Here is a 23,419-nt window from a genome sequence, read left to right as displayed (position 1 = left end):
GACTATGGCAATGGACGCAAAGGAAATCGAACGACTCATCAAGGAAGGCATTCCCGATGCCGTCGTGACGATTCGCGACCTTGCCGGCGATGGCGATCACTTCGCGGCTGAGGTCGTCGCCGAGAGCTTCCGCGGCAAGACCCGTGTGCAGCAGCACCAGATGGTCTACAATGCTCTGCAGGGCAACATGGGCGGCGTGCTGCACGCACTCGCCCTCCAGACGAGCGTTCCCCAGTAAGTCGATACGAGAGTAACGCGTACGTCGGCTTCTGCCTGAAATTCATGTGAGTTTGAATTTATGGACCCGAATTCGACGCACGCGTCCGCGCCCGGCGACGCAGTGAAACGACGCGTCGCCGTTCTTTTTTGCGGATTCGAACCGCTGGATGCGGAAGCACAGCGGATCCGCTTCCAGCGCACCGCCGCGCAGACCGCCACCCAGTGGAACTGCAAGATCGAGACCGGCGCACTGGCCGGCTCTCCTGCCCATCCCTATTTCGATGTCGTCGCTTCCGGGCCAGACTGGCGTGCCGAGACCCGCTTCTACCTGATGGAGCACAGCTCGGTGATCGCCACCCTGCGCAAGCGGTCGCTGCCGATCCAGATCGCACGCGGTTTCGGCGCGTTCCTCAACGTGATCGCCGAGGGCGGCCTGTTCGGCTACTTCCGCTGGGCTTGGCGCTTTGCACTGTTCTTTCTGTTCCCGTTCCTGCTGATGTTGCTGGCGCTGGCGGTCACGGCCGGCATTGCCCTCATACCGTTCATCTTTGACCTCTCGCCGCTGCACCTGATCTGGTCGCTGCCGGCAGCCTTCGGCTTCTTCCGCTACCTGTTCCTCCCGAGGGCGGAGCGGCTACACACCATGCTGCTGTTCTCGAACTGGCAGCTGGCGCTCGCCATGGCGCGCCAGAACAACGAAAACGCAAATCGGCGGTTGGAAGAATTCTATGACGGCCTTCGTGAAGCATTTTCGCAGCCGGCCGACGAGTATCTGGTCGCGTCGCACAGCATGGGCACCAACTGGGCAACGCACACCTTCGGCACATTGCTCGAGCGGGAGCCGGAGCTCGCCGCCGGCAAGAAGGTCGCGTTCCTCACTCTCGGCGGCGCGCTGCTGCAGTGCGGCCTGCTGCGCTCCGCAAAGAGGCTGCGCGAGCGCGCCAAGCTGATACTGGGTGCGCCGAATGTCACCTGGTTCGAGGTCCAGTGCCTCACGGATCCGGTGAACTTCTACAAGGCCCCGGTGGCGAAGGCGCTCGGCCATCCCGATGTGCCGCAACCCGAAATAGTGCAGATGCGCGTGCGCCGCACCCTGACCCGCGAGCACTATAAGCGAATCAAGTACGACATCCTGCGCGTTCACCGGCAGTATGTGATGGGATCGGACCTGCGCGTGCCGCACGACTTCGGGCTGATGGTGGCAGGCCCCCTGCCCGCTGCGTCGTTCGTCGGCTATAGCTACGACCAGCTGCCGCCGATTGCGGAAGACGGGTCAGTTTCGGGTCGCTGAAGCGCCACAGTGCGTGCACGATCTTGTGCGTACGATTGCGCCTTTGCCTCCACTGCAATACATAGGGGCAAATCATCCAACGTCGGACCTTGAACCCGACCAGTAAAGGACACGCCAGATGAGCGACATCCACGAATTCATCGACAATGAGGTCAAGACCAACGACGTCGTGCTCTTCATGAAGGGTACGCCGGGCTTCCCGCAATGCGGTTTCTCGGGGCAGGTCGTCCAGATCCTTGACTACCTGGGTGTCGACTACAAGGGCATCAACGTCCTCAGCTCCGACGAAATCCGCCAGGGCATCAAGGATTACTCGAACTGGCCGACCATCCCGCAGCTTTACGTGAAGGGTGAGTTTGTCGGCGGTTGCGACATCGTCCGCGAGATGTTCCAGGCGGGCGAGCTTCAAGATTTTCTGTCTGAGAGGGGCATCAGCCTGCGCGGCGCTGCCTGATCCCTCGCAGCAACCGCTTAATTGAAAAACTTCGAATGCGTCGGTAACAACCGGCGCATTTCTCGTCTTAATAAGGAAAATCCGGATGCAACAAAGAACCGGAGAAGAAAAAGCACCAGGACTTGGACTGTCGAAGATCGAGTTCATCGCGCTCGCCGCGGCCCTAATGTCCCTGAACGCACTCGCCATCGACATCATGCTGCCGGGCCTGCAGCAGATGGGAGCAAGTCTGGGCGTCGAGAACGAGAACCACCGCCAGTATGTCATCTCGGCCTATTTTGCCGGCATGGCGCTGGCGCTGCTCCCCTACGGGCCGCTATCCGACCGCTACGGCCGCCGCAATCCGCTGATGGCCGGCATGCTCATCTATGTCGTCGCGGCAATTGCGGCCGCGTTCATGACGTCGTTTGAGGGCGTGCTCGCCATGCGCTTCCTGCAGGGCATTGGCGCCGCCTCGACCCGCGTCATTGCCGTATCGATGGTCCGCGACCGCTTTGGCGGCCGGCAGATGGCTGAGACTATGTCGCTGATCTTCATGGTGTTCATGGTCATCCCCGTCATCGCGCCGTCCGTGGGGCAGATCATGCTGCTGATTGGCGGCTGGCAGTTCATCTTCTTCTCGATGGGAATCGCCGGCGCCGCGATCGTCCTATGGGGCTTCCTGCGCATGCCGGAGACGCTCGCGCCGGAAGATCGCAGGCCGTTCACGATTGCGTCGATCAGCAGCGCATTTGCGATTGTCCTGACCAATCGCTTCTCGCTGCTCTACACGCTGGCCTCCACCTTCGTCTTCGGCGCGCTGTTTGCCTTCATCAATTCGGCACAGCAGGTCTATGTCGGCATCTATGGCCTCGGGAACACGTTCCCGCTCGTCTTCGCGGTGATCGCCGGCTTCATGGCCCTGTCGTCCTACCTCAACTCGCGCTTCGTTGTTCGGGTCGGCATGCGTCGCCTGTCGCACGGCGCTCTGACCGGCTTCATGCTCGTCTCGCTGATCTGGCTGGTGTGGTCGATGAACGGCACCGTGCCGTTCGTGCCGTTCCTGATCCTGTTCGCGCTGGCGATGTTCCAGTTCGGCTGGATCGGCTCGAACTTCAACTCGATCGCAATGGAGCCGCTCGGCCACATCGCCGGCTCGGCTTCATCGGTTCAGGGCTTCATCCAGACGCTGGGTGGCGGCTTCATCGGTGCGGTGATCGGCCAGGCTTTCGACGGCACGACCACGCCGCTTGCCGCCGGCTTCTTCGGCCTGGCGGTGATCGCGCTGGTGCTGGTGGCGATTGCAGAAAAGGGCAAACTCTACGCGGCCGCCCCGCAGCGTCAGGAGGGGCTCAGGCACTGACCCCCAGCGACGCAAAGTCGAACAGATTGCGGTCGAGCAGATGGCTCGGCCGCACATTACCGAGAGCCCTGATCATTGTATCCTTGCGGCCCGGCATCCTGCGCTCGATGTCATCGAGCATCATCTTCATCGCATTGCGCTGCAGACCCTCCTGGCTACCACACAGGTCGCAGGGGATGATCGGGAACTTCATGGCTTCCGCGAAGCGCGCGAGGTCGTTCTCCGCGCAATAGGCCAGCGGTCGCATCACCAGGAGGTCACCCTCGTCGTTCACCAGCTTCGGCGGCATCGCGGCCAGCCGTCCGCCGTGGAACAGGTTGAGGAAGAAGGTCTCCAGAATGTCCTCGCGGTGATGGCCAAGGACGAGCGCCGAGCACCCCTCTTCCCGCGCGACGCGGTAGAGATGGCCTCGGCGCAGGCGCGAGCAGAGCGAGCAGTAGGTTTTGTTCTCAGGGATCTTGTCGGTGACGACCGAATAGGTGTCCTGGTATTCGATCCGGTGCTCCACGCCGATGCGCGTCAGGTAGTCCGGCAGGATGTGCGTCGGGAAATTCGGCTGGCCCTGATCGAGATTGCAGGCAAGCAGCTCGACCGGCAGCAGCCCGCGCCACTTCAGGTCCAGCAACAGCGCCAGCAGCCCATAGGAATCCTTGCCCCCGGAAAGCGCCACGAGCCACTTCTGGCCGGGCGTAATCATTGCAAAGTCTTCGATGGCCTGCCGAGTATTGCGGATCAGGCGCTTGCGCAGCTTGTTGAACTCACCCGAGCTCGGCGCATCCCGAAACATTGGATGCGTGGCGGCGAGATCGTCCTCGGCTTCAGGCGTGTCGACGGCGATGTTCATGGCTGCGGACCCTTTCTATTGCCCGAAGATAGACCAGCCGGTGCGTTGCGCCAGCATTTCCAGCGCCTGGCTGCCGAGTAGCGAATTGCCATTCTTGTTCAGGCCCGGCGACCACACTGCGACCGATGCCTTGCCCGGCGCAACCGCAAGAATGCCGCCGCCGACGCCGCTCTTGCCCGGCAGGCCGACGCGGTAGGCGAACTCGCCGGACCCGTCATAGTGGCCGCAGGTGAGCATGAGGGCGTTGATGCGGCGCGCGCGGTCGCGCGAGACGACAGTGCGCCCCGTTCGCGGATTTGTGCCGCCGGCTGCCAGAAACAAGCCGGCGCGCGCGAGCTGCCGGCACGTCATGGCAAGCGCGCACTGGTGGAAATAGACGCCGAGCACCTGCTCGGCCGGATGTTCGATGATGCCGAACGAGCGCATGAACTGCGCCAGCGCGAAGTTGCGGAAGCCGGTTTCCTGCTCGGACTTCGCGACCGCGTGGTCGATGTAGATCGAATCGTCGTCGGCCAGGAAGCGGACGAACTGCACGATTTCGCCGATCGCTTCCTTCGGCATGTGGCCGCCGAGCAGATGGTCTGCCACGACGATCGCACCCGCATTGATGAAGGGATTGCGCGGCTTGCCGTTCTCGCGCTCGAGTTGGACGATCGAGTTGAAGGCGGAGCCCGAAGGTTCGCGCCCGACACGGTTCCACAGCCGGTCACCGACCTTGCCGAGCGCCAGCGTCAGCGCGAAGACCTTGGAGACGCTCTGGATGGAAAATGGCAGCTCGGCGTCGCCGGCGAAATATTCGCGGCCGCCCACGGTCGTGATGGCGATGCCGAAATGCCCGGGGTCGACCTTTGCCAGTTCGGGGATGTAGTCGGCCACCTTCCCGCGTTCTTCCCGCGCGGCCATCTCCCTGCTGATGTCGTCGACAAGAGCCTGAAGGTCTTCCATCCGATACCCCCTCTATCTGACGAAAAAGCCGCCCGAAGGCGGCTTTCCGAATTCGTAGCGTCAGACGCTGGCACCTGTTAGCGCGAGTAGAACTCGACGACCAGGTTCGGCTCCATCTGGACCGGGTACGGAACCTCGGCGAGGCCCGGGGCGCGGAGGAACTTCGCAGTCATCTTGTTGTGGTCGACCTCGAGATAGTCCGGAACATCACGCTCAGCGAGCTGGACGGACTCCAGAACGATGACGAGCTGCTTCGACTTCTCGCGGACCTCGATGACGTCGCCCGGCTTGCAGCGGTAGGAACCGATGTTCACGCGCTTGCCGTTGACGTTGACGTGGCCGTGGTTGACGAACTGACGGGCAGCGAAGATCGTCGGAACGAACTTGGCGCGGTAGACGATCGCGTCGAGGCGCGACTCGAGCAGACCGATCAGGTTGTCCGGGGTGTCGCCCTTGCGACGAGCAGCCTCGTCATAGGTCTTGCGGAACTGCTTCTCGGAGATGTCGCCGTAGTAGCCCTTGAGCTTCTGCTTGGCGCGCAGCTGCAGACCGAAGTCCGACATCTTGCCCTTGCGGCGCTGGCCGTGCTGGCCCGGGCCGTATTCGCGCTTGTTCACCGGGGACTTCGGACGGCCCCAGATGTTTTCGCCCATACGGCGGTCAATTTTGTACTTTGCGGATTCGCGCTTGCTCATCGCATTCCCTTTCAAAGAGTTGCACCCGAAGCTCTCGCCCCGGGCAAAGGAACGCGCCCTCCTTTGGCCCCGCAATGGAGACCTGACAGGACAACCCACGCACGCATTGCGAAGATGTCCACGGGACACGTAAACGACAACACCGCACCTTGCGGCGCGGAGTTGGCGCTGACCTATGGGATTCCGTCCCCAATGTCAACGCAAACTGCGGGAATTCAGGCGTGCAGCCCGAACCCCTGCATGAGCCGCCGCGACGCACGGTCCGGCTGGCCTGTCGTGAACACGGCAATGTCGGTTGGAAACAGCGGCTCGGCGAGCTCGTCCCGCTGCACGGGCGCGAGCAGTGACAGCGCGCGCCGGGCGATCGCCTCTGCGGGATCGATCCAGTCGACCGGCCAGGGCGCCGTCTTGCGCATGCGGTTCACCAGGAACGGATAATGCGTGCAGGCAAGCACGACGATGTCGGTGCGCTTGCCGTCCTGCTCGATGAAGCACGGTGCGATCTCCGCCCGCACCGCCTCCTCGTCGACAAATCCGTCGCGCATGTAGGCCTCCGCGAGCGAGGCAAGACGCTCACTTCCGACAAGGCGAACATGCACCTTCGACGCCCAGTGGTCGATCAGATCGCGGGTGTACTGGCGCCGGACAGTTCCCGGCGTTGCCAGCACTGAAACAATGCCGGAGCGCGTACGCTCCGCCGCCGGCTTGATCGCTGGCACGGTGCCGACGAACGGCGTGTCCGGATAGGCCGCGCGCAGATCGCCCAGGACCAGCGTGGACGCCGTGTTGCAGGCAATGACCGCGATCTCCGGCTTGTACTTGGCGAGCAGCGTGCCGAACAGTTTGACGATACGCTCGCGCAGCGCCTCCTCGGCCCAGGCGCCATAAGGAAAGCCGGCATCGTCCGCGACGTAGACAAATTGCCGATCCGGCATTAGCACCCGCGCCTCGCGCAGAACCGTCAGCCCGCCGACGCCCGAATCGAAGACGAGTACGGGACGTTCACTCATCGGAAGCGTCCTCGCTTCCGTGCGCCTTGGCGTCAGCCTTGGCCTTGCGCTGCGGATAGGACGTCCCGCGCGGCTCCTTGGGAGAAAAATAGTCGAGCGAGGCGACGATGCCGCGCAGCACCTTGATCTCAGCCTCGCTGAAGCCCGGACGGGTCAGTACCGCGCGCAGATTGTCGACCATCTTCGGCTTCTTCGCCGCCGGGCGGAAATAGCCGCGCACCTGCAGCGCTTCTTCCAGGTGGTCGAACAGGCCCTGCAGCGCCACCTTCGGCGCCGGCGTGATCTCCGGGCCCCTGAAGGCGAGGTCGAGTTCGTCCTCCATGCCTGCCTTCATCCACTCATACGACATGAGCAGCACCGCCTGGGCGATATTGAGCGAGGCGAAGGCCGGATTGACCGGGAAGGTCACGATCTCGTCGGCGAGGCCGACCTCTTCGTTGTAGAGCCCGAAGCGCTCGCGTCCGAACAGGATGCCGGTCTTCTGGCCAGCAGCAAAACGCTGGCGCAGTATCTGGCTGGCTTCGACGGGGCCACGCACCGGCTTGAAACCGTCGCGCTGGCGCGCGGTCGTCGCGATTACGTAGTTCATGTCGGCGATGGCTTCAGGCAGCGTGTCGAACACGCGCGCGCCGTCAATGACGTGGTCGGCCTTGGAAGCCGCCGAGCGCGCCTTCTCGTTCGGCCAGCCGTCGCGCGGATTGACGAGACGAAGTTCGGCCAGGCCGAAATTCGCCATGGCGCGCGCCACCATGCCGATGTTTTCGCCGAGCTGTGGCTCGACCAGGACGATCGCTGGACCTTCCTGGATCAACTGCTTCTCGCGGTCAGTACCTGCCACGGTCACTCATCCTGCTGATTTGGGTTTCCGTCCCTGCCACAGGCAGGAGGTAATTTGAAGACATAGCTTATATGCGCTGCATTAAGCCGCGCTTGCCGGTGGGGCAGAAAGAAGAACCGGGAAATACCGTGCTGCCAAGGCTTTGCGTTGCCCGGCGGCAATGCTATAGGGGCGCCATTTCCATCCATAGAAGGGCCATTGGGCCCTCCCCTGAAAGTGAGGCAATGCTCATGGCAAAGATCAAGGTGGCAAATCCGGTTGTCGAGCTCGACGGCGATGAGATGACCAGGATCATCTGGCAGCTCATCAAGGACAAGCTGATCCACCCTTACCTTGACATTGACCTGCATTACTACGACCTCGGCATCGAGGCTCGCGACGCTACCGACGATCAGATCACGATCGACGCCGCCAAGGCGATCCAGAAGTACGGCGTCGGCGTCAAGTGCGCCACCATCACGCCGGACGAAGCCCGCGTGAAGGAATTCGGCCTGAAGAAGATGTGGAAGTCGCCGAACGGCACCATCCGCAACATCCTCGGCGGCACGATCTTCCGCGAGCCCATCATCATGAAGAACGTCCCGCGCCTGGTTCCGGGCTGGACCCAGCCGATCGTCGTCGGCCGTCACGCCTTTGGCGACCAGTACCGCGCGACCGACTTCCGCTTCCCGGGCAAGGGCAAGCTGACGATGAAGTTCGTCGGCGAGGACGGCCAGGTCATCGAGCATGAAGTGTTCGACGCGCCGGCAGCCGGTGTCGCCATGGGCATGTACAACCTCGACGAGTCGATCCGCGACTTCGCCCGCGCCTCGCTGAACTACGGCCTGCTGCGCAAGTGGCCGGTCTACCTGTCGACCAAAAACACCATCCTGAAGGCCTATGACGGCCGCTTCAAGGACATCTTCCAGGAAGTCTACGAGCAGGAGTTCGCCGCCCAGTTCAAGGAACTCGGCATCTGGTACGAACACCGCCTGATCGACGACATGGTCGCTGCCTCGCTGAAGTGGTCGGGCGGCTACGTCTGGGCGTGCAAGAACTATGACGGCGACGTCCAGTCCGACACCGTCGCGCAGGGCTTCGGCTCGCTCGGCCTGATGACCTCGGTGCTGATGACCCCGGATGGCAAAACCGTAGAGGCCGAGGCCGCACACGGCACCGTGACCCGTCACTACCGCCAGCACCAGAAGGGCGAGGAGACCTCGACCAACTCGATCGCGTCGATCTTCGCCTGGACCCGCGGCCTCGCGCACCGCGCCAAGCTCGACGACAACGAGCAGCTGAAGGTCTTCGCCGAGACCCTCGAGAAGGTCTGCATCCAGACCGTCGAGTCGGGCTTCATGACCAAGGACCTCGCGCTGCTGATCGGCGCCGACCAGCCGTGGCTGTCGACCACCGGCTTCCTCGACAAGATCGACGAGAACCTGCAGAAGGCCATGGCCTGATCAGAGGCGCGGACAGTCACCGTCTGTAGTTGAACAACGAGACGCCGGCGCGACATTCGCGCCGGCATTTTTATTTATGGTCAGTGCAGCTACGAGCAGGCGAACTTTTCACCCTGCGGGGAATTGAGTACCCGAACAGGGAGTCCCGACATGCTGAAATTGAAACACAGCGCATTCCTCGCAGCCGCCCTCGCCTCGTCCACAGCATTCGCGCAGGGCGCATGGACAAAACTGGAAGATAACGTCCAGGTACCGGCCATTGGCGCGACCGTCGACCAGGTCGAGGATCTCGACGTCCACAATGCGTCCGGTACGAAGATCGGCGAGGTCGACGACGTATTGGGCACCGACGCCAGCACCCCATCCGCCCTTGTCGTCGAGTTCGAGCAGGGCGGTGCCTATCCGAAGGAAGAGATTGTCGTTCCGCTCGACCAGTTCACTTGGGAGAACAACCGGCTGACCCTCAACGTTGACGCCGAGGGGGTCAGCGCCATGGAAATCTGGAACGACTGACAAGAAAAAGGGCCGCATGAGCGGCCCTTCAGACTGCTGACAAAGTTCCGCGAGCCTTCAAATCAGGCTTGTTGATTCCGATCCGTTCTCACTTTGAATCTGAGACGTTCCGTGAATCTCGGGCTCCGGAAAGGTGCGTCGAGGGTTTGTCAACAAACTGAAGGGCCGCATGAGCGGCCCTTGGTTCATGTTTCAACGTCGGCGCCTCAGGCGGCGAGGATTGCCTTCACGGCCTCGATGGCGGCTTCAGCCTTCGAGCCATCCGGGCCACCGGCCTGGGCCATGTCGGGACGGCCGCCGCCGCCCTGCCCGCCGATTGCAGCCGATGCCGCACGGACAAGATCAACAGCCGAGAAGCGATCCTTGATGTCGTCGGTGACGCCAACCACGACGCTCGCCTTTCCGTCTTCCGAGGTGCCGACGAAGACCACAACGCCGGAACCCAGCGTCTTCTTGCCTTCGTCTGCAAGCGGCTTGAGGTCCTTCGGCGTCACGCCCGAGACGACACGGCCAAGGAAGTTGATGCCGGCAACGGTTTCGGTATCGCTGGCCTTGCTGCCGGAGCCACCACCGAGCGCCAGCTGGCGACGGGCTTCGGCAAGCTCGCGCTCCATCTTCTTGCGCTCTTCGAGGACCGCCTCAAGGCGGGTGACGACATCCGCCGGGGCGACCTTGAGCACGGAAGCGGCTGCCTTAAGGCGACGCTCCTGCTCGTCGAGATAGCGGCGGGCAGCATCGCCAGTCAGCGCCTCGATACGGCGCACGCCCGCAGCAACAGCACCTTCCGAAACGACGCGGATCAGGCCGATGTCGCCCGTGGCCGAGACATGCGTGCCGCCGCACAGCTCGGTCGAATACGCCTTGCCAGCCTTGTCGCCATGAAGGGCGGTGCCCATGCGAACGACGCGAACCTCGTCACCGTACTTTTCGCCGAACAGCGCCATGGCGCCCTCGGCGATCGCGTCATCGACCGCCATCAGGCGCGTTGTGACTTCGGCGTTCTGCAGTACGATCTCGTTGGCGTATGTCTCGACCAGCTCGAGTTCTTCCGGAGAAATCGGCTTCGGATGCGAAAAGTCGAAGCGCAAGCGATCCGGCGAAACCAGCGAGCCCTTCTGGGCTACATGGGTGCCGAGAACCTCGCGCAGCGCCTCGTGCATGAGGTGCGTCGCCGAGTGGTTGGCGCGGATTTTCGAGCGGCGGGCGTGGTCGACCGTCATCTCGACGGCAGCGCCCCGCGCAACTGAACCGGACACGACCTTTGCCGAGTGGACGAAGAGGCCGTCAGCCTTCTTCTGGGTGTCGATGATCTCGATGCGGAAACCTTCGCCAGCAAAAATGCCGGTGTCGCCGACCTGGCCGCCGGACTCGCCGTAGAACGGCGTCTGGTTGACGATGACGGAGATTTCGTCGCCTTCGGCCGCACGCTCGACTTCCTGGCCGTCCTTCACCAGCGCGGTAATGACGCCCTCGGCCTTCTCGGTCTCGTAGCCGAGGAACTCGGTCGCGCCCAATTTGTCGCGCAGCGCGAACCAGACAGCCTCGGTCGCCGCTTCGCCCGATCCAGACCAGTTGGCGCGGGCCTCGGCCTTCTGGCGCTCCATCGCGGCGTTGAAGCCGTCGGTGTCGACCTGAATGCCGCGCTGGCGCAGCGCATCCTGCGTGAGGTCCAGCGGGAAGCCGTAGGTGTCGTAGAGCTTGAACGCGGTCTCGCCGTCGAGGCGCGCGCCCTGCGTCAGACCCGAGGTCGCCTCTTCGAGGAGACCAAGGCCGCGGGCCAGCGTCTTGCGGAAGCGGGTTTCCTCAAGCTTCAGCGTCTCGGTGATCAGCGCCTCGGCGCGGCCGAGTTCCGGATAGGCCTGGCCCATCTCGCGCACCAGCGCCGGCACCAGACGGTGCATCAGCGGCTCAGCGGCGCCAAGCAGCTGCGCATGGCGCATCGCGCGGCGCATGATGCGGCGAAGCACGTAGCCGCGGCCCTCGTTCGACGGCAGCACGCCGTCAGCGATCAGGAAGCAGGACGAGCGCAGGTGGTCGGCGATGACGCGGAACGAAGCGACGTTGTCGGGCTGCGGTCCCTTGGCGAGCGCCGAGGCGGTCGCCTCGATCAGGTGGCGGAACAGGTCGGTCTCGAAGACGCTCTCGACGCCCTGCAGGATCGAGGCCATGCGCTCGAGGCCCATGCCGGTGTCGATCGACGGACGCGGCAGGTCGACGCGCTCGTCCTTGGTGACCTGCTCGTACTGCATGAAGACCAGGTTCCAGAATTCGAGGAACCGGTCACCATCCTCTTCCGGGCTTCCGGGAGGGCCGCCCCAGATGTGCTCGCCGCGATCGATGAAAATCTCCGAGCACGGCCCGCACGGACCGGTATCGCCCATCGCCCAGAAATTGTCGCTGGTCGGGATGCGGATGATCTTGTCGTCGGAGAAGCCGGCGATCTTCTTCCAGAGCTCAGCCGCCTCGTCATCCGTGTGGTAGACGGTGACCAGCAGCTTTTCCTTCGGAAGGGCGAAGTCCTTGGTGATCAGGTTCCAGGCAAGCTCGATCGCCTCGGCCTTGAAATAATCGCCGAAGGAGAAGTTGCCGAGCATCTCGAAGAAGGTGAGATGGCGAGCGGTGTAGCCGACATTGTCGAGGTCGTTGTGCTTGCCGCCGGCGCGCACGCTCTTCTGAGCGGTGGCAGCGCGCGTGTAGGGGCGCGTCTCAAGTCCGGTAAAGACGTTCTTGAACTGGACCATGCCCGCATTGGTGAACATCAATGTCGGGTCGTTGCGAGGCACCAGAGGGCTGGACGCTACAATCTCGTGCCCGTTCTTGCGGAAGTAGTCGAGAAAAGTCGACCGGATTTCGTTGACGCCACCACTCATGCCGATGCCTTCAGGTAGAGCGGCCGCACCCCTTGCGGCCGAAAGGAAAGGCCTTTTAACGTCCAGCTTTCAAGCTGTCCAGAAAGCAGGACGATAACGGACAGTCCACAAAGGAAAAGACCGCCGGAACCCCTCCCGGCGGTCTGAAAATCACACCCCTAAGCCACGGGAACGCGGCTCTAGCGGGGCTTACATGCCAGCGGCGTCGTCCAGATCGTTGCCGTCCTGGTCGCCCGGGCCGCCGTTCTCCAGGAACTTCTCGGCGATGAGACCTGCATTCTGGCGCAGTGCGAGTTCCAGCTCGCGCAGCAGCTCCGGATTGTCACGCAGGAACTGCTTGGCGTTCTCGCGACCCTGCCCAAGGCGCTGGGAATTGTAGGAGAACCACGCGCCGGACTTCTCGACGATGCCAGCCTTGACGCCGAGGTCGATGATCTCGCCCGTCTTGGAAACGCCCTCGCCGTACATGATGTCGAACTCGACCTGCTTGAAGGGAGGAGCGAGCTTGTTCTTGACGACCTTGACGCGGGTCTGGTTGCCGACGACCTCGTCGCGGTCCTTGACCGAACCGATGCGGCGGATGTCGAGACGCACCGAGGCGTAGAACTTGAGCGCGTTGCCGCCGGTGGTCGTCTCTGGCGAGCCGAACATCACGCCGATCTTCATGCGGATCTGGTTGATGAAGATGACCATGCAGTTCGAGCGCGAGATCGACGCGGTCAGCTTGCGCAGCGCCTGGCTCATCAGGCGGGCCTGCAGGCCCGGCAGGGAATCGCCCATCTCACCTTCGATTTCGGCGCGCGGCGTCAGTGCCGCAACCGAGTCGACGACCAGGACATCGATGGCGCCGGAGCGGACCAGCGTGTCGCAGATTTCCAGCGCCTGCTCGCCTGTATCCGGCTGCGAGATCAGCAGGTTCTCGAGGTCGACGCCGAGTTTGCGTGCATAGACCGGATCAAGAGCGTGCTCGGCATCGATGAAGGCGCAGATGCCGCCCTTCTTCTGGGCCTCGGCTACGGTGTGCAGCGCCATCGTGGTCTTGCCCGAGCTTTCCGGGCCATAGATCTCGATAATGCGTCCCTTCGGCAGGCCGCCCACGCCGAGCGCGATATCAAGGCTGAGCGAACCCGTCGAAACGGTTTCGATCTCGACCACCTGCTCGTTCTGGCCGAGCCGCATGATGGAGCCCTTGCCGAAAGCGCGCTCGATCTGGGAGAGCGCTGCATCGAGAGCCTTGGATTTATCCACTGAACCGTCCTCAACAAGCCGTAATGTGTTCTGCGCCATGATACCTTACCCCTTGATGGACCGCGAAGCCGGATGTCCTGTGTCCAATGATTTTTTGTACTCTTTTTGTTCCAATTTGGCAATAGCGATCAAATAACTGATTTGAAATAGCTTTTCGGATTATGTTCTATTTTCGTTTTGGGATGTAGAGGCCAGAACGTACCAGCAGGCGCGGCATCGTGAACGCGCATAGGTCCAGCAATCAGCGATTCGAGGCGCAGAGTTGCGGCGCCTGCCCGCGTTGAATACGCTCCCCGCGCAGGCGCATTCAACCGGACTTTCCATGCAACGACCAAAGCTTTTCGTCTCGGGCGCGGCCCATATCGACCGGCGCGGCAGGATCGATGGTGTCTATGTGCCGGCTGCGTCGAATCCGGGCAGCCTGCGCGAGGAAGCCGGCGGCGGCGCGCTGAACGCGGCGCGCAATGCGGTGCACCATGGCGTGGACGTGACGCTGATGTCGCTGCGCGGAGGGGATCTTGCGGGGCTGGCGGTAGCCGACGTGCTGGCCGAAAGTGGCATCGAGGACGTGTCCGCGATCTTTCTCGACCGCACGACGCCGAGCTACACCGCCCTCCTCGACCCGAATGGCGAGCTGATTGCCGGGCTCGCCGACATGACGCTCTACGAGCTCGGCTTTACCCGGCAGCTGCGCCGGCGCAAGATTCGCGATGCGGTGGCGGCTGCGGATGCTGTCTTCTGCGAAGCCAATATGCCGGAAGATGCGCTGATGCGGCTTGCGGACATGGCGGGAGGCCGCCCGATCTACGCCATCGCGATTTCGCCAGCGAAGGCGCGGCGGCTGGAGCCGATCCTGGCATCCCTCTCCTGCCTGTTCATGAACCGCCGCGAGGCCCGCGTACTGTCGGGTGCGGATGACGCTGCCGAAGCCATCAAATTGCTGCGCGACCGCGGGCTCAGACGCGGCGTCATCACTGCGGGCGGCGAGGAGACGATTTTCTTCGACGACACGGGCGTTTTCAACATCACCCCGCCGCAGCTCGAAGCGATTGCGGATGTGACCGGCGCAGGAGACGCGCTCGCCGGCGTGGCTACCACGGCGCTGATGCGGGGCGAAAGCTTCAACGAGGCGGTGCGGCGCGGCATGGCCGCCGCGATGCTGACGATTGCATCGCCCAACGTGGTAGCCGACTATGAGGACGAGGCGTTCGAAACAGCGCTCGCACGCGTCGGGACCCCGAGAAAGATCAGCTGAACGGCGGGAGACACATGAAGCAGACGGCCGCAATCCACATCGACATCTCGCCGGAGGTTCAGGCCGCGCTTTCAGCCAGTAAGCCGGTGGTGGCGCTCGAAAGCACCATCATTACCCATGGCATGCCCTACCCCGACAATACTCGCATGGCGGAAGGCGTGGAGCAGATCATCCGCGAGGAACGGGCCACACCCGCGACGATCGCGGTGATCGACGGACGCATCAAGATCGGCCTTACAGACAAGGAGCGCGTCGCTCTGGCGCAAACCACCGGCGCCATGAAGCTGTCGCGCGCCGACCTTGCCTTTGCGGTCTCGCAGAAGCGCACGGGCGGCACCACCGTCGCCGCAACGATGATCGCCGCGCACCTTGCCGGCATTTCGGTGTTCGCCACCGGAGGCATCGGCGGCGTCCACAAGGGCGCCGAAGCAAGCTTCGACATTTCCGCCGACCTTGATGAACTTGCCCGCACGCCGGTCATCGTCGTCTCGGCCGGGGCAAAGGCGATCCTCGACATCGCCAAGACTTTGGAAGTGCTTGAAACGCGCGGCGTTCCGGTGGTCGGCTTCGGCAACGACGTGATGCCCGCCTTTTGGTCGCGACAATCGCCCTACCCCGTGCCGCTGCGGCTCGATGAGCCCCAAGCAATCGCCGCTTTCTTCCGCACCCGCCAAGAGCTGGGACTCGACGGGGGCATGCTGGTTGCCAATCCGGTGCCGGCGGCGTCGGAAATTCCGGCCGAGGAGATGGCGCAGCATATTGAGACGGCGCAGCGCATGGCCAACGAAAAAGGCGTGAGCGGCAAAGCCGTCACGCCTTTTCTTCTTGCCACCATCCTGGAGCTCACTGCCGGCCGCAGTCTCGTCACCAACATCGCGCTGGTCGAGAACAACGCCCGGCTGGCTGCCCAGATCGCTGCCGCGCTTGCGATCAGGTGAACGGCGTCAGGTAAATCTCGACGCGGCGGTTCTGGGCGCGGCCGTCTGCGCTCGCGTTGGACGCGATCGGCTGCGACGGGCCAAAGCCGCGGATGGCGAAGCGGCGGCTGTCGACACCACGCTGGGCGAGGAAGCGAGCGACCGAATCGGCGCGGCGCTCGGACAGCACCTGGTTGTGCTGCAGGCTGCCGGTGGAGTCGGTGTGGCCGTTGATGTCGACGAAGGTGCGGTTGTACTTGTTCAGCACCATCGCAACCGCATTCAGCGTGTCGTAGAAGGCCGGCACCACCTCGTACTGGTCGGTCGCGAAGGTAATGTTCGACGGCATGTTGAGGACGATCTGGTTGCCGACGCGGGTAACCGATACACCAGTGCCCTGCAGATAGCGGCGCAGTTCCGCCTCCTGCTGGTCCATGTAGCCACCGATGGCGCCGCCTGCCAGCGCACCGATGCCGGCGCCGATCAGCGCGTTGCGGCGGTCGTCACCTCCGGCGAGCACGCCGATCCCGGCGCCCGCAAGCGCACCCAGCGCCGCGCCACCAGCCATGTTCGACATCTTCTGCTCGCCCGTATACGGGTCGGTCGTGCAGCCGGCCAGAAACGCAGCACCCGCAAAGGCCAGAACGATCTTCTTCATTCGGATTTCCCTCTCCTGAATAAGCGCGGTTCGGGCAGGTCAGCCTGCTGAATCGAGCTCGTCGGCGGTTTGTATCACAGATTGCGGCAAAAAACCGAACCGGGGGCGGAGCTGCCGGTGGAGAGGATCGATTCCGCATCCCTTACATCGGGAACGTGCCAATCCCTATATTGCCGCAGGCGGGTTCAACTTGCTGGGATCAGGAGATGACGTTGATGAAACACCTTCGCATGGCCGCTGCGCTCGCCTTACTCGCGGCTCTCAGTGCCGGCTCGGCCCACTCCAAGGAAGTCGGCAAGGTCGGCGTGGACTGGCTCGGCAACGACATCGTCATCGAGGCAATTACCGATCCCGACATTTCGGGCATCACCTGCCATGTGACCTATTTCGACCGCGGCATCATCGACCGGCTGCAGAAGGGCAACTGGTTCGAAGATCCGTCGAACAATGCGATTTCCTGCAACCAAACAGGACCCATCGAAATCGGCGACATCGACCTCGGCAAGGGCGGCGAGGAAGTGTTCCAGCAGCGCCAGTCGCTGATCTGGAAGAGCGTGGTCGTCAAGCGCATCTATGACAAGGAGAACGACACGCTGATCTACCTGTCGCACTCGCGGCAGGTTCAGGACGGGTCGGCGAAAATGGCGATCTCAACCGTGCCGCTCTACGGCCAGAACGTCACCTGGAAGAACGGCAAGCCCGAGTAGCTCAATTCTGGATCGGGCCGGAGTCCATCGGCTTAGAAGGCCGGTGCTCGATAAGCCAAAGCTACGCGCTGATGGTTCAAGGGTGCCATCATACGACGGCACCCTTTCGCGCTGAGGCCTAGTAGAGCGAGCCGTACTTCTCGAGTGCGGCGCGATACTCGCCGTAGATCTTGTCCGGATCCTGCCCGACCTTGCGCACATCGTCCTTCCACTGGTCGACGAGTGGCGCGGCGGCATCACGCCACTGCTTGATCTCGTCATCCGTCGGCGCATACAGCGTATGCCCGGCGTCGATCGCCTTCTGGCGGCCGGAACGCTCGTTCTCCGCCCAATCCTTCGAGAACTTGATCGACCATTCCGGCGTGCAGTGGTCGTCGATCACCTTCCGGTTCTCTTCCGAGAGCCCATCGTAGACGCCCTTGTTGATCAGCAGCATCTGGTTCGAAATGTAGAACGGGAAGTCCAGGTGGTAGGTGACCACCGAATCCATGCCGAAGATGTAGACGGAGTTCCATGGGAAGGTGATCGCATCCGCCATGCCCTTGGAGATCGCATCTCGCGCCTCATTTGCCGGCACCTGGACGCTCGAACCACCGAGCATGGAGACGAAGCGGGCCATCGTCGCGTGAGCGGCGCGGATGTTCTTGCCCTTGATGTCGCCCGGCACCTTGATCTCGGTGTTGGCGTGGATCGTGCCCGGATCGTGCGGGTTCATGACGCAGAACTTCACTTCCGGCATCTCGATCTCGGCGTACTTGGCGTACCACTCGTGCAGCGCCCCTGCCCCGTTATCCACCTCGCGGACATGGAACGGGACTTCGATCAGGCTGTAGATGGGGAAGCGGCCTGCCTGATAGCCGGGATTCACATATCCGATGTCGGCAATGCCATCACGGGTCATGTCATAGTGGTCGGCAGCCGAACCCAGCTGCGCGGCCGGGAAGATGTTGATCTTGATGCTTCCGTTGGACGCCTTGCTGACGGACTCAACCCACTGTGCGATGCCGCCCGTGTGCATCGGATGCGTAGGAGGAAGCCAGTGAGCAAGACTAAGTTCGACATCGGCAGCTTTCGCCGGCAGCGCGGCAGCAGAAAGTAGCGCGGCCAAAGCCACGGAAATACGACGTAACATGAATTCCTCCCGTTTCTTTTCCGGCCGACAGATCCTCCCGGCCGACCGAAGAAGGAAAATGTTATGTATTTGAACTACTGTCAATGATGGCAAATGGGAACATGACCGCTGCAAAGAACAACGTCACGGATCCTCTTTGCGCATCTCCAAAACCCCTACAGTTCTTTTGAGAACTGACGAAAGAATATGCCCGTCAGCTGAACCTTACGCCGGCGGTCTGCCCTGTCAGCCGCGGGTCCTTCGATCGCACCAGCAGCGGCTTGCCTTCGAGCGCCTCGAAGCAGCGGGCGAGCGTGTCCTCCTCCAGCCGGTCCATCGCTTCCTTCGTGTAGAAGGTCAGGTGCGGAAACAGCACCACATTGTCCATCGCGAACAGCTCGCGCAGCGGATGACGCTCATGATCCAGCGGCTCCTGGCTGTAGACGTCGAGGCCGCAGCCGGCGATCTTTCCTGCCTTCAGTGCAGCCAGCAGCGCCATCTCGTCCACCAGCGCGCCGCGGGAGACGTTGACCAGGAAGGCCGACGGCTTCATCAGTTCCAGCTCCTGCGCCCCGATCAGATAGCGCGAGCCGTCATTGAGCACGCTGTGCAATGAGACGTAGTCGCATTGCGGCAGCATCTCCTCCAGGCTGTCAACCTTGGTCACTCCATGCTGCGTCATGACTTCCCGGGGTACATACGGATCATAGCCGAGCACCCGCGCCCTGAACCCCGCACCAGCCATGCGCGCCATTGACCGCCCAATGCGTCCGACGCCGACGAGGCCGAGCGTCTTGCCGGCAATATCTGCGCCAAGCCATTGCTGTTCGGGCCAGGCCCATCCGGTCCTCCGCATCTCGCGAGAGATCGGCAGGAGCTTCTTCGCCAGCGCGATCAGCAGCATGAACGCGCCTTCGGCTACCGTTTCCTCGGCATATTCCGGGATGTTGACCACGGGGATCTGGCGGGCGCGCGCGGCGGGAATGTCGATCGCGTCGATGCCGACGCCGTATTTCACAATCGCCTTCAGCTTCGTCGCGGCGTTGATGACCTTCGCCGTGATCGGCGTGTAGCACATCAGAAGAAGGTCGGCGTCCGCAACCTCCCGAGCGAGCTCTTCCTCACTGACGCCCTCGGGCAAGAGCACCAACTTGGCCCCCTTGTACCGAAGCACCCGGTCGATGGTCGGGCATTCGAGCTCGCGGTCAGTACGGACGATCTTCACAGGCGGCATTGTTGTACTCCCCTCTTTTGTTCTGGAAGAGTACCCCGAAGGCCGACGCCGTCGACTGTTTTCCGCGGATCCTTGCGGTAAACGCAAGGAATTGGCGCGAAAGATCGGCGTGGCTTGTCAAGTCATAATTAGGGCTTTGGATCGCAGCCGGAACGCCCTTCCGACAGTCGTTTCGGGCTGCCGTTGTGCAAGCAAGCCCCAAATGATTCGCCTCAAACGAGCTCGACCTCCACCACGCCCGGCACTGCCTTCATGGCCGATGCCACCTGCGGCGACAGACGATAGCGATTGGGCAGTTCGACCTCGATCTCGCCCTGCCCCTCGGGTTTCAGCACAATGAACGACACATGCCCCTCGCCTCGCGTCGCCAGCTGCGAGGCGATCGTGTCGAGCGGTCCGGGGTCGCGCACGAAGATGCGCATATGCCGCTGAACGCGCGACGCCTCGACGTCGAGGTCATGCGCCGTCTGGATGCGCAGGTTGACGCCTTCCGGACGGTCTTCGGCAGCCACGGTGATCACCACCGAGCGGCCGGGCTCCATCATGTCGCGGTACTGCGACAGCGTCTCGGAGAACATGACGGCTTCGAACTGTCCGGTGGTGTCCGACAGGCTGACGATGCCCATCTTGTTGCCGGTGCGCGTGTTGCGCTCCTGCTTGGCGGTGATGGTGCCGGCCAGGCGCCCTGCCGTCGCGCCGCGTTTCACCGCCGCCTGGAAGTCGGTCCAGTTCTGCACGCGCATCTTTTCCAGCACGCTGCGGTATTCGTCGAGCGGGTGCGCCGAGAGATAGAAGCCGATTGCCGCAAACTCGCGGTGCAACCGGTCGGCCGCCGTCCACGGCTCGCAGGTCGGAAGCACCAGCTTTTCGGTGGGCCCGCCACCCATGCCGAAGATGTCAGCCTGGCCAGAGGCAGCGTTTTCCTGCGCCCGGGCGGCCATGCCCATCATCCGCTCGATGCCGGCAAACAGCTGCGCGCGGTCGTAGCCGAAGCAGTCGAAGGCGCCTGCCGAAATCAGGCTTTCGAAGACGCGCTTGCCGACGATGCGCGGATCGATGCGTGAGCAAAAATCCTCAAGCGATTCAAACTGCTTTTCTTTCCGCTTCTCGACGATGTGGTCGACCGCCGCCTCGCCAACGCCCTTGATAGCGGCAAGCGAGTAGTAGATGCGGTTTTCGCCCACCTCGAACGCGCGGTAGGAGGTCTTCACCGACGGCGGCACCACCTCGATGCCGAGGCGCATGGCGTCGGCGCGGAAGTCCGACAGCTTTTCGGTGTTGTTCATGTCGAGCGTCATCGACGCCGCCAGGAACTCGACCGGATAGTGCGCCTTCAGATACGCCGTCTGGTAGGACACGACCGCGTATGCCGCCGCGTGCGACTTGTTGAAGCCGTAGTCCGCGAACTTGGCCAGCAGGTCGAAGATCATGTTCGCCTGCGGCTTGGACACGCCCTTCTCGATCGCGCCGCTGACGAAGCGCTCGCGCTGCTTGTCCATCTCCTCGCGGATCTTCTTGCCCATCGCGCGGCGCAGCAGGTCTGCTTCGCCGAGCGAGTAGCCCGACAGCACCTGGGCGATCTGCATCACCTGCTCCTGGTAGACGATGACGCCCTGCGTCTCCTTCACCAGGTGGTCGATCATCGGATGGATCGACGCGATCTCTTCCTCGCCGTGCTTGCGCGCGTTGTAGACCGGAATGTTCTCCATCGGGCCCGGGCGGTAGAGCGCCACCAGCGCGATGATGTCCTCGATGCAGTCCGGCTTCATGCCGATCAGCGCCTTGCGCATGCCGGCGGATTCCACCTGGAAGATGCCGACGGTTTCGCCGCGCGACAGCATCTCGTAGGTCTTCTGGTCGTCGAGCGGGATGCGCGACAGGTCGATGTCGACCCCGCGCCGGCGGATGAACTTCACGGCCGTGTCGAGCGTGGTCAGCGTCTTGAGGCCGAGGAAGTCGAACTTCACCAGGCCCGCCTGTTCGACATACTTCATGTTGAACTGCGTGACCGGCATGTCCGAGCGCGGATCGCGGTACATCGGCACCAGTTCAGACAGGGGGCGGTCACCGATCACGATACCGGCCGCGTGCGTCGAGGCGTGGCGGTAGAGGCCCTCGAGCTTCATGGCGATGTCGAGGAGGTTCTGGACCACCGGCTCCTTCTCGACCTCCTCCGCGAAGCGCGGCTCGGCCGCGACCGCGTCCTTCAGCTTGACCGGGTTGGCCGGGTTGGATGGGACCAGCTTGGACAGCCGGTCGACCTGGCCATAAGGCATCTGCAGCACGCGGCCGACGTCGCGCAGCACCGCGCGCGCCTGCAGCGTACCGAAGGTGATGATCTGGCCGACCTGGTCGCGCCCGTATTTCTGCTGCACGTAGCGGATCACCTCTTCGCGGCGGTCCTGGCAGAAGTCGATATCGAAGTCCGGCATCGACACGCGTTCCGGATTGAGGAATCGCTCGAACAGCAGCGAGAAGCGCAGCGGATCGATGTCAGTGATGGTCAGCGCATAGGCGACCAGCGAGCCCGCACCCGAGCCGCGGCCGGGACCAACCGGAATGTCATGCGCCTTCGCCCACTTGATGAAGTCCGACACGATGAGAAAGTAGCCGGGAAACTTCATCCTCGTGATGATGCCGATCTCGAACTCGAGGCGGTCGCGATAATCCTGCTCGGTGTAGCCATTGGTCGGCCCGTGCGCGGCGAGGCGCCGGTCGAGGCCTTCGCGCGCCTGGCGTGCCAGCTCCTCGGCCTCGGCGCGTTCGGCGGCCTCGGCGTCGTCGACGTCGGCGCCGGCAAAGCGCGGCAGGATTGGCTTGCGGTTCTTCGGGTAGTAGCGGCAGCGCCGGGCAACCTCGACGGTGCTTTCGAGCGCTTCCGGCAGGTCGGCGAACAGCGCCGCCATCTCGGCCTGCGTGCGCAGGTAATGTTCCGGCGTCAGGCGCCGGCGCTCGTCGACTGCGACGACCGAGCCCTCCGCGATGGCCAGCAGCGCGTCGTGCGCCTCATAATCCTCGGCCGCCGGAAAAAATGCCTCGTTGGTCGCGACCAGCGGCAAATCGTGCTTGTAGGCAAGGTCGATGAACGATGCCTCGATGCCGCGGTCATAGCCGCGATGGCGCTGCAGCTCGACATAGAGCCGGTCGCCGAACACGCGCTTGAGGAACAAGAGCCGCTCCTCGGCTTCCGCCGCATGACCGTTCTTGAGGCAGGCGCCGATCGGTCCGCGCTCGCCGCCCGTAAGACAAATGATGCCCTCCGCCAGCTCCTCGACCCAGGCCGGGTTGATGTGCGGCGGCTCCCCAGACGGCAGATCGAGATAGGCGCGCGAGACGAGGCGCACGAGATTGGCATAACCTTCCTCGGTCGCGGCGATGAACACCAGCGGCTGCACCGCCGGCCCGCCCCTGCGATGCTGGCGCGCCGGATCGTCCGGCGCCTCGAAGGTCATGTCGAGCTGGGAGCCGACGATCGGCTGCACGCCCTCCTTGGTTGCCTTCTGCGCAAACTCCAGCGCACCGAACAGATTGTTGGTGTCGGTGATGGCGATGGCCGGCGTGCGGTCCTTCTTGGCGTGGCCGATGATCTTGCCGAGCGGCAGCGCGCCTTCGAGGAGCGAATAGGCCGAATGCACGCGCAAATGAATGAAGACCGGCCGGCCGTCATCCGGCGCCGATGCGCCCTGCGCAGCCCCAACGATCGGGTCGCGTGTCGATGCCATGTTGGTGCCTCTGGCCGCCTGAGAATCTCCCCGCCATTTTCAGGGACGGCGACCTCCGAGTCTAGGCGCGACGGAACGGCATGTGGAAAGCTGCCGCAGCGGCG

At 63.1% G+C, this 23,419-nt stretch carries 20 protein-coding genes; 9 read left to right on the top strand and 11 right to left on the bottom strand.

All coding sequences use genetic code 11. The features are described 5' to 3' along the window. Window positions 1-4 precede the first annotated feature (4 nt). The 4 genes from L630_RS0113305 to L630_RS0113290 all read left to right on the top strand — a co-directional run bounded on the left by L630_RS0113305 (window position 5) and on the right by L630_RS0113290 (window position 3,306). Window positions 5-238, top strand: a complete 234-nt coding sequence (locus L630_RS0113305) for a BolA family transcriptional regulator (protein ID WP_024848745.1) — start codon at window positions 5-7, stop codon at window positions 236-238. Window positions 239-340: 102 nt separating this feature from the next. Further along, a complete protein-coding gene (locus L630_RS0113300; RefSeq protein WP_034330339.1) occupies window positions 341-1,510 on the top strand; it encodes a hypothetical protein in 1,170 nt (389 codons plus the stop codon). 118 nt (window positions 1,511-1,628) lie between these two features. Further along, on the top strand, window positions 1,629-1,964 hold the full coding sequence (gene grxD / locus L630_RS0113295; protein WP_024848743.1) for a Grx4 family monothiol glutaredoxin: 336 nt from the start codon (window positions 1,629-1,631) through the stop codon (window positions 1,962-1,964). 85 nt (window positions 1,965-2,049) lie between these two features. Beyond that, window positions 2,050-3,306, top strand: coding sequence for a multidrug effflux MFS transporter (locus tag L630_RS0113290; protein ID WP_084466011.1), 1,257 nt, complete (start codon window positions 2,050-2,052; stop codon window positions 3,304-3,306). Here L630_RS0113290 and ttcA read toward each other — a convergent pair. From ttcA to L630_RS0113265, 5 genes are all read right to left on the bottom strand, one after another. Next, on the bottom strand, window positions 3,296-4,150 hold the full coding sequence (gene ttcA, locus L630_RS0113285; RefSeq protein ID WP_024848741.1) for a tRNA 2-thiocytidine(32) synthetase TtcA: 855 nt from the start codon (window positions 4,148-4,150) through the stop codon (window positions 3,296-3,298). The genes L630_RS0113290 and ttcA overlap by 11 nt on opposite strands. A gap of 15 nt (window positions 4,151-4,165) precedes the next feature. Continuing rightward, window positions 4,166-5,095 (bottom strand): glutaminase, encoded by a 930-nt coding sequence (locus L630_RS0113280; RefSeq protein WP_024848740.1) that lies wholly within the window; start codon window positions 5,093-5,095, stop codon window positions 4,166-4,168. Between the two features lie 77 nt (window positions 5,096-5,172). After that, window positions 5,173-5,790 (bottom strand): 30S ribosomal protein S4, encoded by a 618-nt coding sequence (gene rpsD, locus L630_RS0113275; RefSeq protein ID WP_024848739.1) that lies wholly within the window; start codon window positions 5,788-5,790, stop codon window positions 5,173-5,175. A gap of 215 nt (window positions 5,791-6,005) precedes the next feature. Next, the gene (murI, locus tag L630_RS0113270; protein WP_024848738.1) at window positions 6,006-6,800 is read right to left on the bottom strand and encodes a glutamate racemase; all 795 of its coding nucleotides are present in this window, start codon (window positions 6,798-6,800) and stop codon (window positions 6,006-6,008) included. Then, window positions 6,793-7,638 carry an RNA methyltransferase gene (locus L630_RS0113265; RefSeq protein WP_024848737.1) on the bottom strand — a complete coding sequence of 282 codons (846 nt, stop codon included), beginning with the start codon at window positions 7,636-7,638 and terminating at the stop codon, window positions 6,793-6,795. The genes murI and L630_RS0113265 overlap by 8 nt, the downstream gene beginning before the upstream one ends. 230 nt (window positions 7,639-7,868) lie before the next feature. Here L630_RS0113265 and L630_RS0113260 point away from each other — a divergent pair, with 230 nt between their 5' ends. Further along, complete coding sequence (locus tag L630_RS0113260; protein WP_024848736.1) at window positions 7,869-9,080, top strand: NADP-dependent isocitrate dehydrogenase; 1,212 nt, start codon at window positions 7,869-7,871, stop codon at window positions 9,078-9,080. Between the two features lie 150 nt (window positions 9,081-9,230). Then, window positions 9,231-9,593 (top strand): PRC-barrel domain-containing protein, encoded by a 363-nt coding sequence (locus L630_RS0113255; RefSeq protein WP_024848735.1) that lies wholly within the window; start codon window positions 9,231-9,233, stop codon window positions 9,591-9,593. Window positions 9,594-9,799: 206 nt separating this feature from the next. Here L630_RS0113255 and alaS read toward each other — a convergent pair whose 3' ends face one another. Next, the gene (gene alaS, locus L630_RS0113250; RefSeq protein WP_024848734.1) at window positions 9,800-12,463 is read right to left on the bottom strand and encodes an alanine--tRNA ligase; all 2,664 of its coding nucleotides are present in this window, start codon (window positions 12,461-12,463) and stop codon (window positions 9,800-9,802) included. 189 nt (window positions 12,464-12,652) lie between these two features. Next, window positions 12,653-13,750, bottom strand: a complete 1,098-nt coding sequence (recA, locus tag L630_RS0113245; protein WP_024848733.1) for a recombinase RecA — start codon at window positions 13,748-13,750, stop codon at window positions 12,653-12,655. A gap of 283 nt (window positions 13,751-14,033) precedes the next feature. Between recA and L630_RS0113240 the strand changes: the two genes are divergently transcribed. Both L630_RS0113240 and L630_RS0113235 read left to right on the top strand, forming a co-directional pair. Further along, window positions 14,034-14,966: a carbohydrate kinase family protein gene (locus L630_RS0113240; protein WP_024848732.1), complete on the top strand. Its 933-nt coding sequence runs from the start codon at window positions 14,034-14,036 to the stop codon at window positions 14,964-14,966. Window positions 14,967-14,980: 14 nt separating this feature from the next. Then, entirely contained in the window at window positions 14,981-15,904 is a 924-nt protein-coding gene (locus tag L630_RS0113235; RefSeq protein ID WP_024848731.1) for a pseudouridine-5'-phosphate glycosidase, read from the top strand. On the opposite strand, the gene L630_RS0113230 is transcribed toward L630_RS0113235, so the two are convergent. Continuing rightward, window positions 15,897-16,541, bottom strand: a complete 645-nt coding sequence (locus L630_RS0113230) for an OmpA family protein (RefSeq protein WP_024848730.1) — start codon at window positions 16,539-16,541, stop codon at window positions 15,897-15,899. The genes L630_RS0113235 and L630_RS0113230 overlap by 8 nt on opposite strands. A 206-nt stretch (window positions 16,542-16,747) precedes the next feature. Here L630_RS0113230 and L630_RS0113225 point away from each other — a divergent pair, with 206 nt between their 5' ends. Next, on the top strand, window positions 16,748-17,248 hold the full coding sequence (locus tag L630_RS0113225; protein WP_024848729.1) for a CreA family protein: 501 nt from the start codon (window positions 16,748-16,750) through the stop codon (window positions 17,246-17,248). Between the two features lie 118 nt (window positions 17,249-17,366). On the opposite strand, the gene L630_RS0113220 is transcribed toward L630_RS0113225, so the two are convergent. The 3 genes from L630_RS0113220 to dnaE all read right to left on the bottom strand — a co-directional run bounded on the left by L630_RS0113220 (window position 17,367) and on the right by dnaE (window position 23,315). Next, window positions 17,367-18,380 (bottom strand): TRAP transporter substrate-binding protein, encoded by a 1,014-nt coding sequence (locus L630_RS0113220; RefSeq protein WP_034330306.1) that lies wholly within the window; start codon window positions 18,378-18,380, stop codon window positions 17,367-17,369. A gap of 193 nt (window positions 18,381-18,573) precedes the next feature. Then, a complete protein-coding gene (locus L630_RS0113215; protein ID WP_245263737.1) occupies window positions 18,574-19,593 on the bottom strand; it encodes an NAD(P)-dependent oxidoreductase in 1,020 nt (339 codons plus the stop codon). A gap of 212 nt (window positions 19,594-19,805) precedes the next feature. Continuing rightward, a complete protein-coding gene (gene dnaE, locus L630_RS0113210; protein ID WP_024848726.1) occupies window positions 19,806-23,315 on the bottom strand; it encodes a DNA polymerase III subunit alpha in 3,510 nt (1,169 codons plus the stop codon). Window positions 23,316-23,419 lie beyond the last annotated feature (104 nt).

The organism is Aminobacter sp. J41, from assembly GCF_000526635.1.
GTDB lineage: Bacteria > Pseudomonadota > Alphaproteobacteria > Rhizobiales > Rhizobiaceae > Aerobium.
This window is presented reverse-complemented; position numbering and strand designations above follow the sequence as displayed.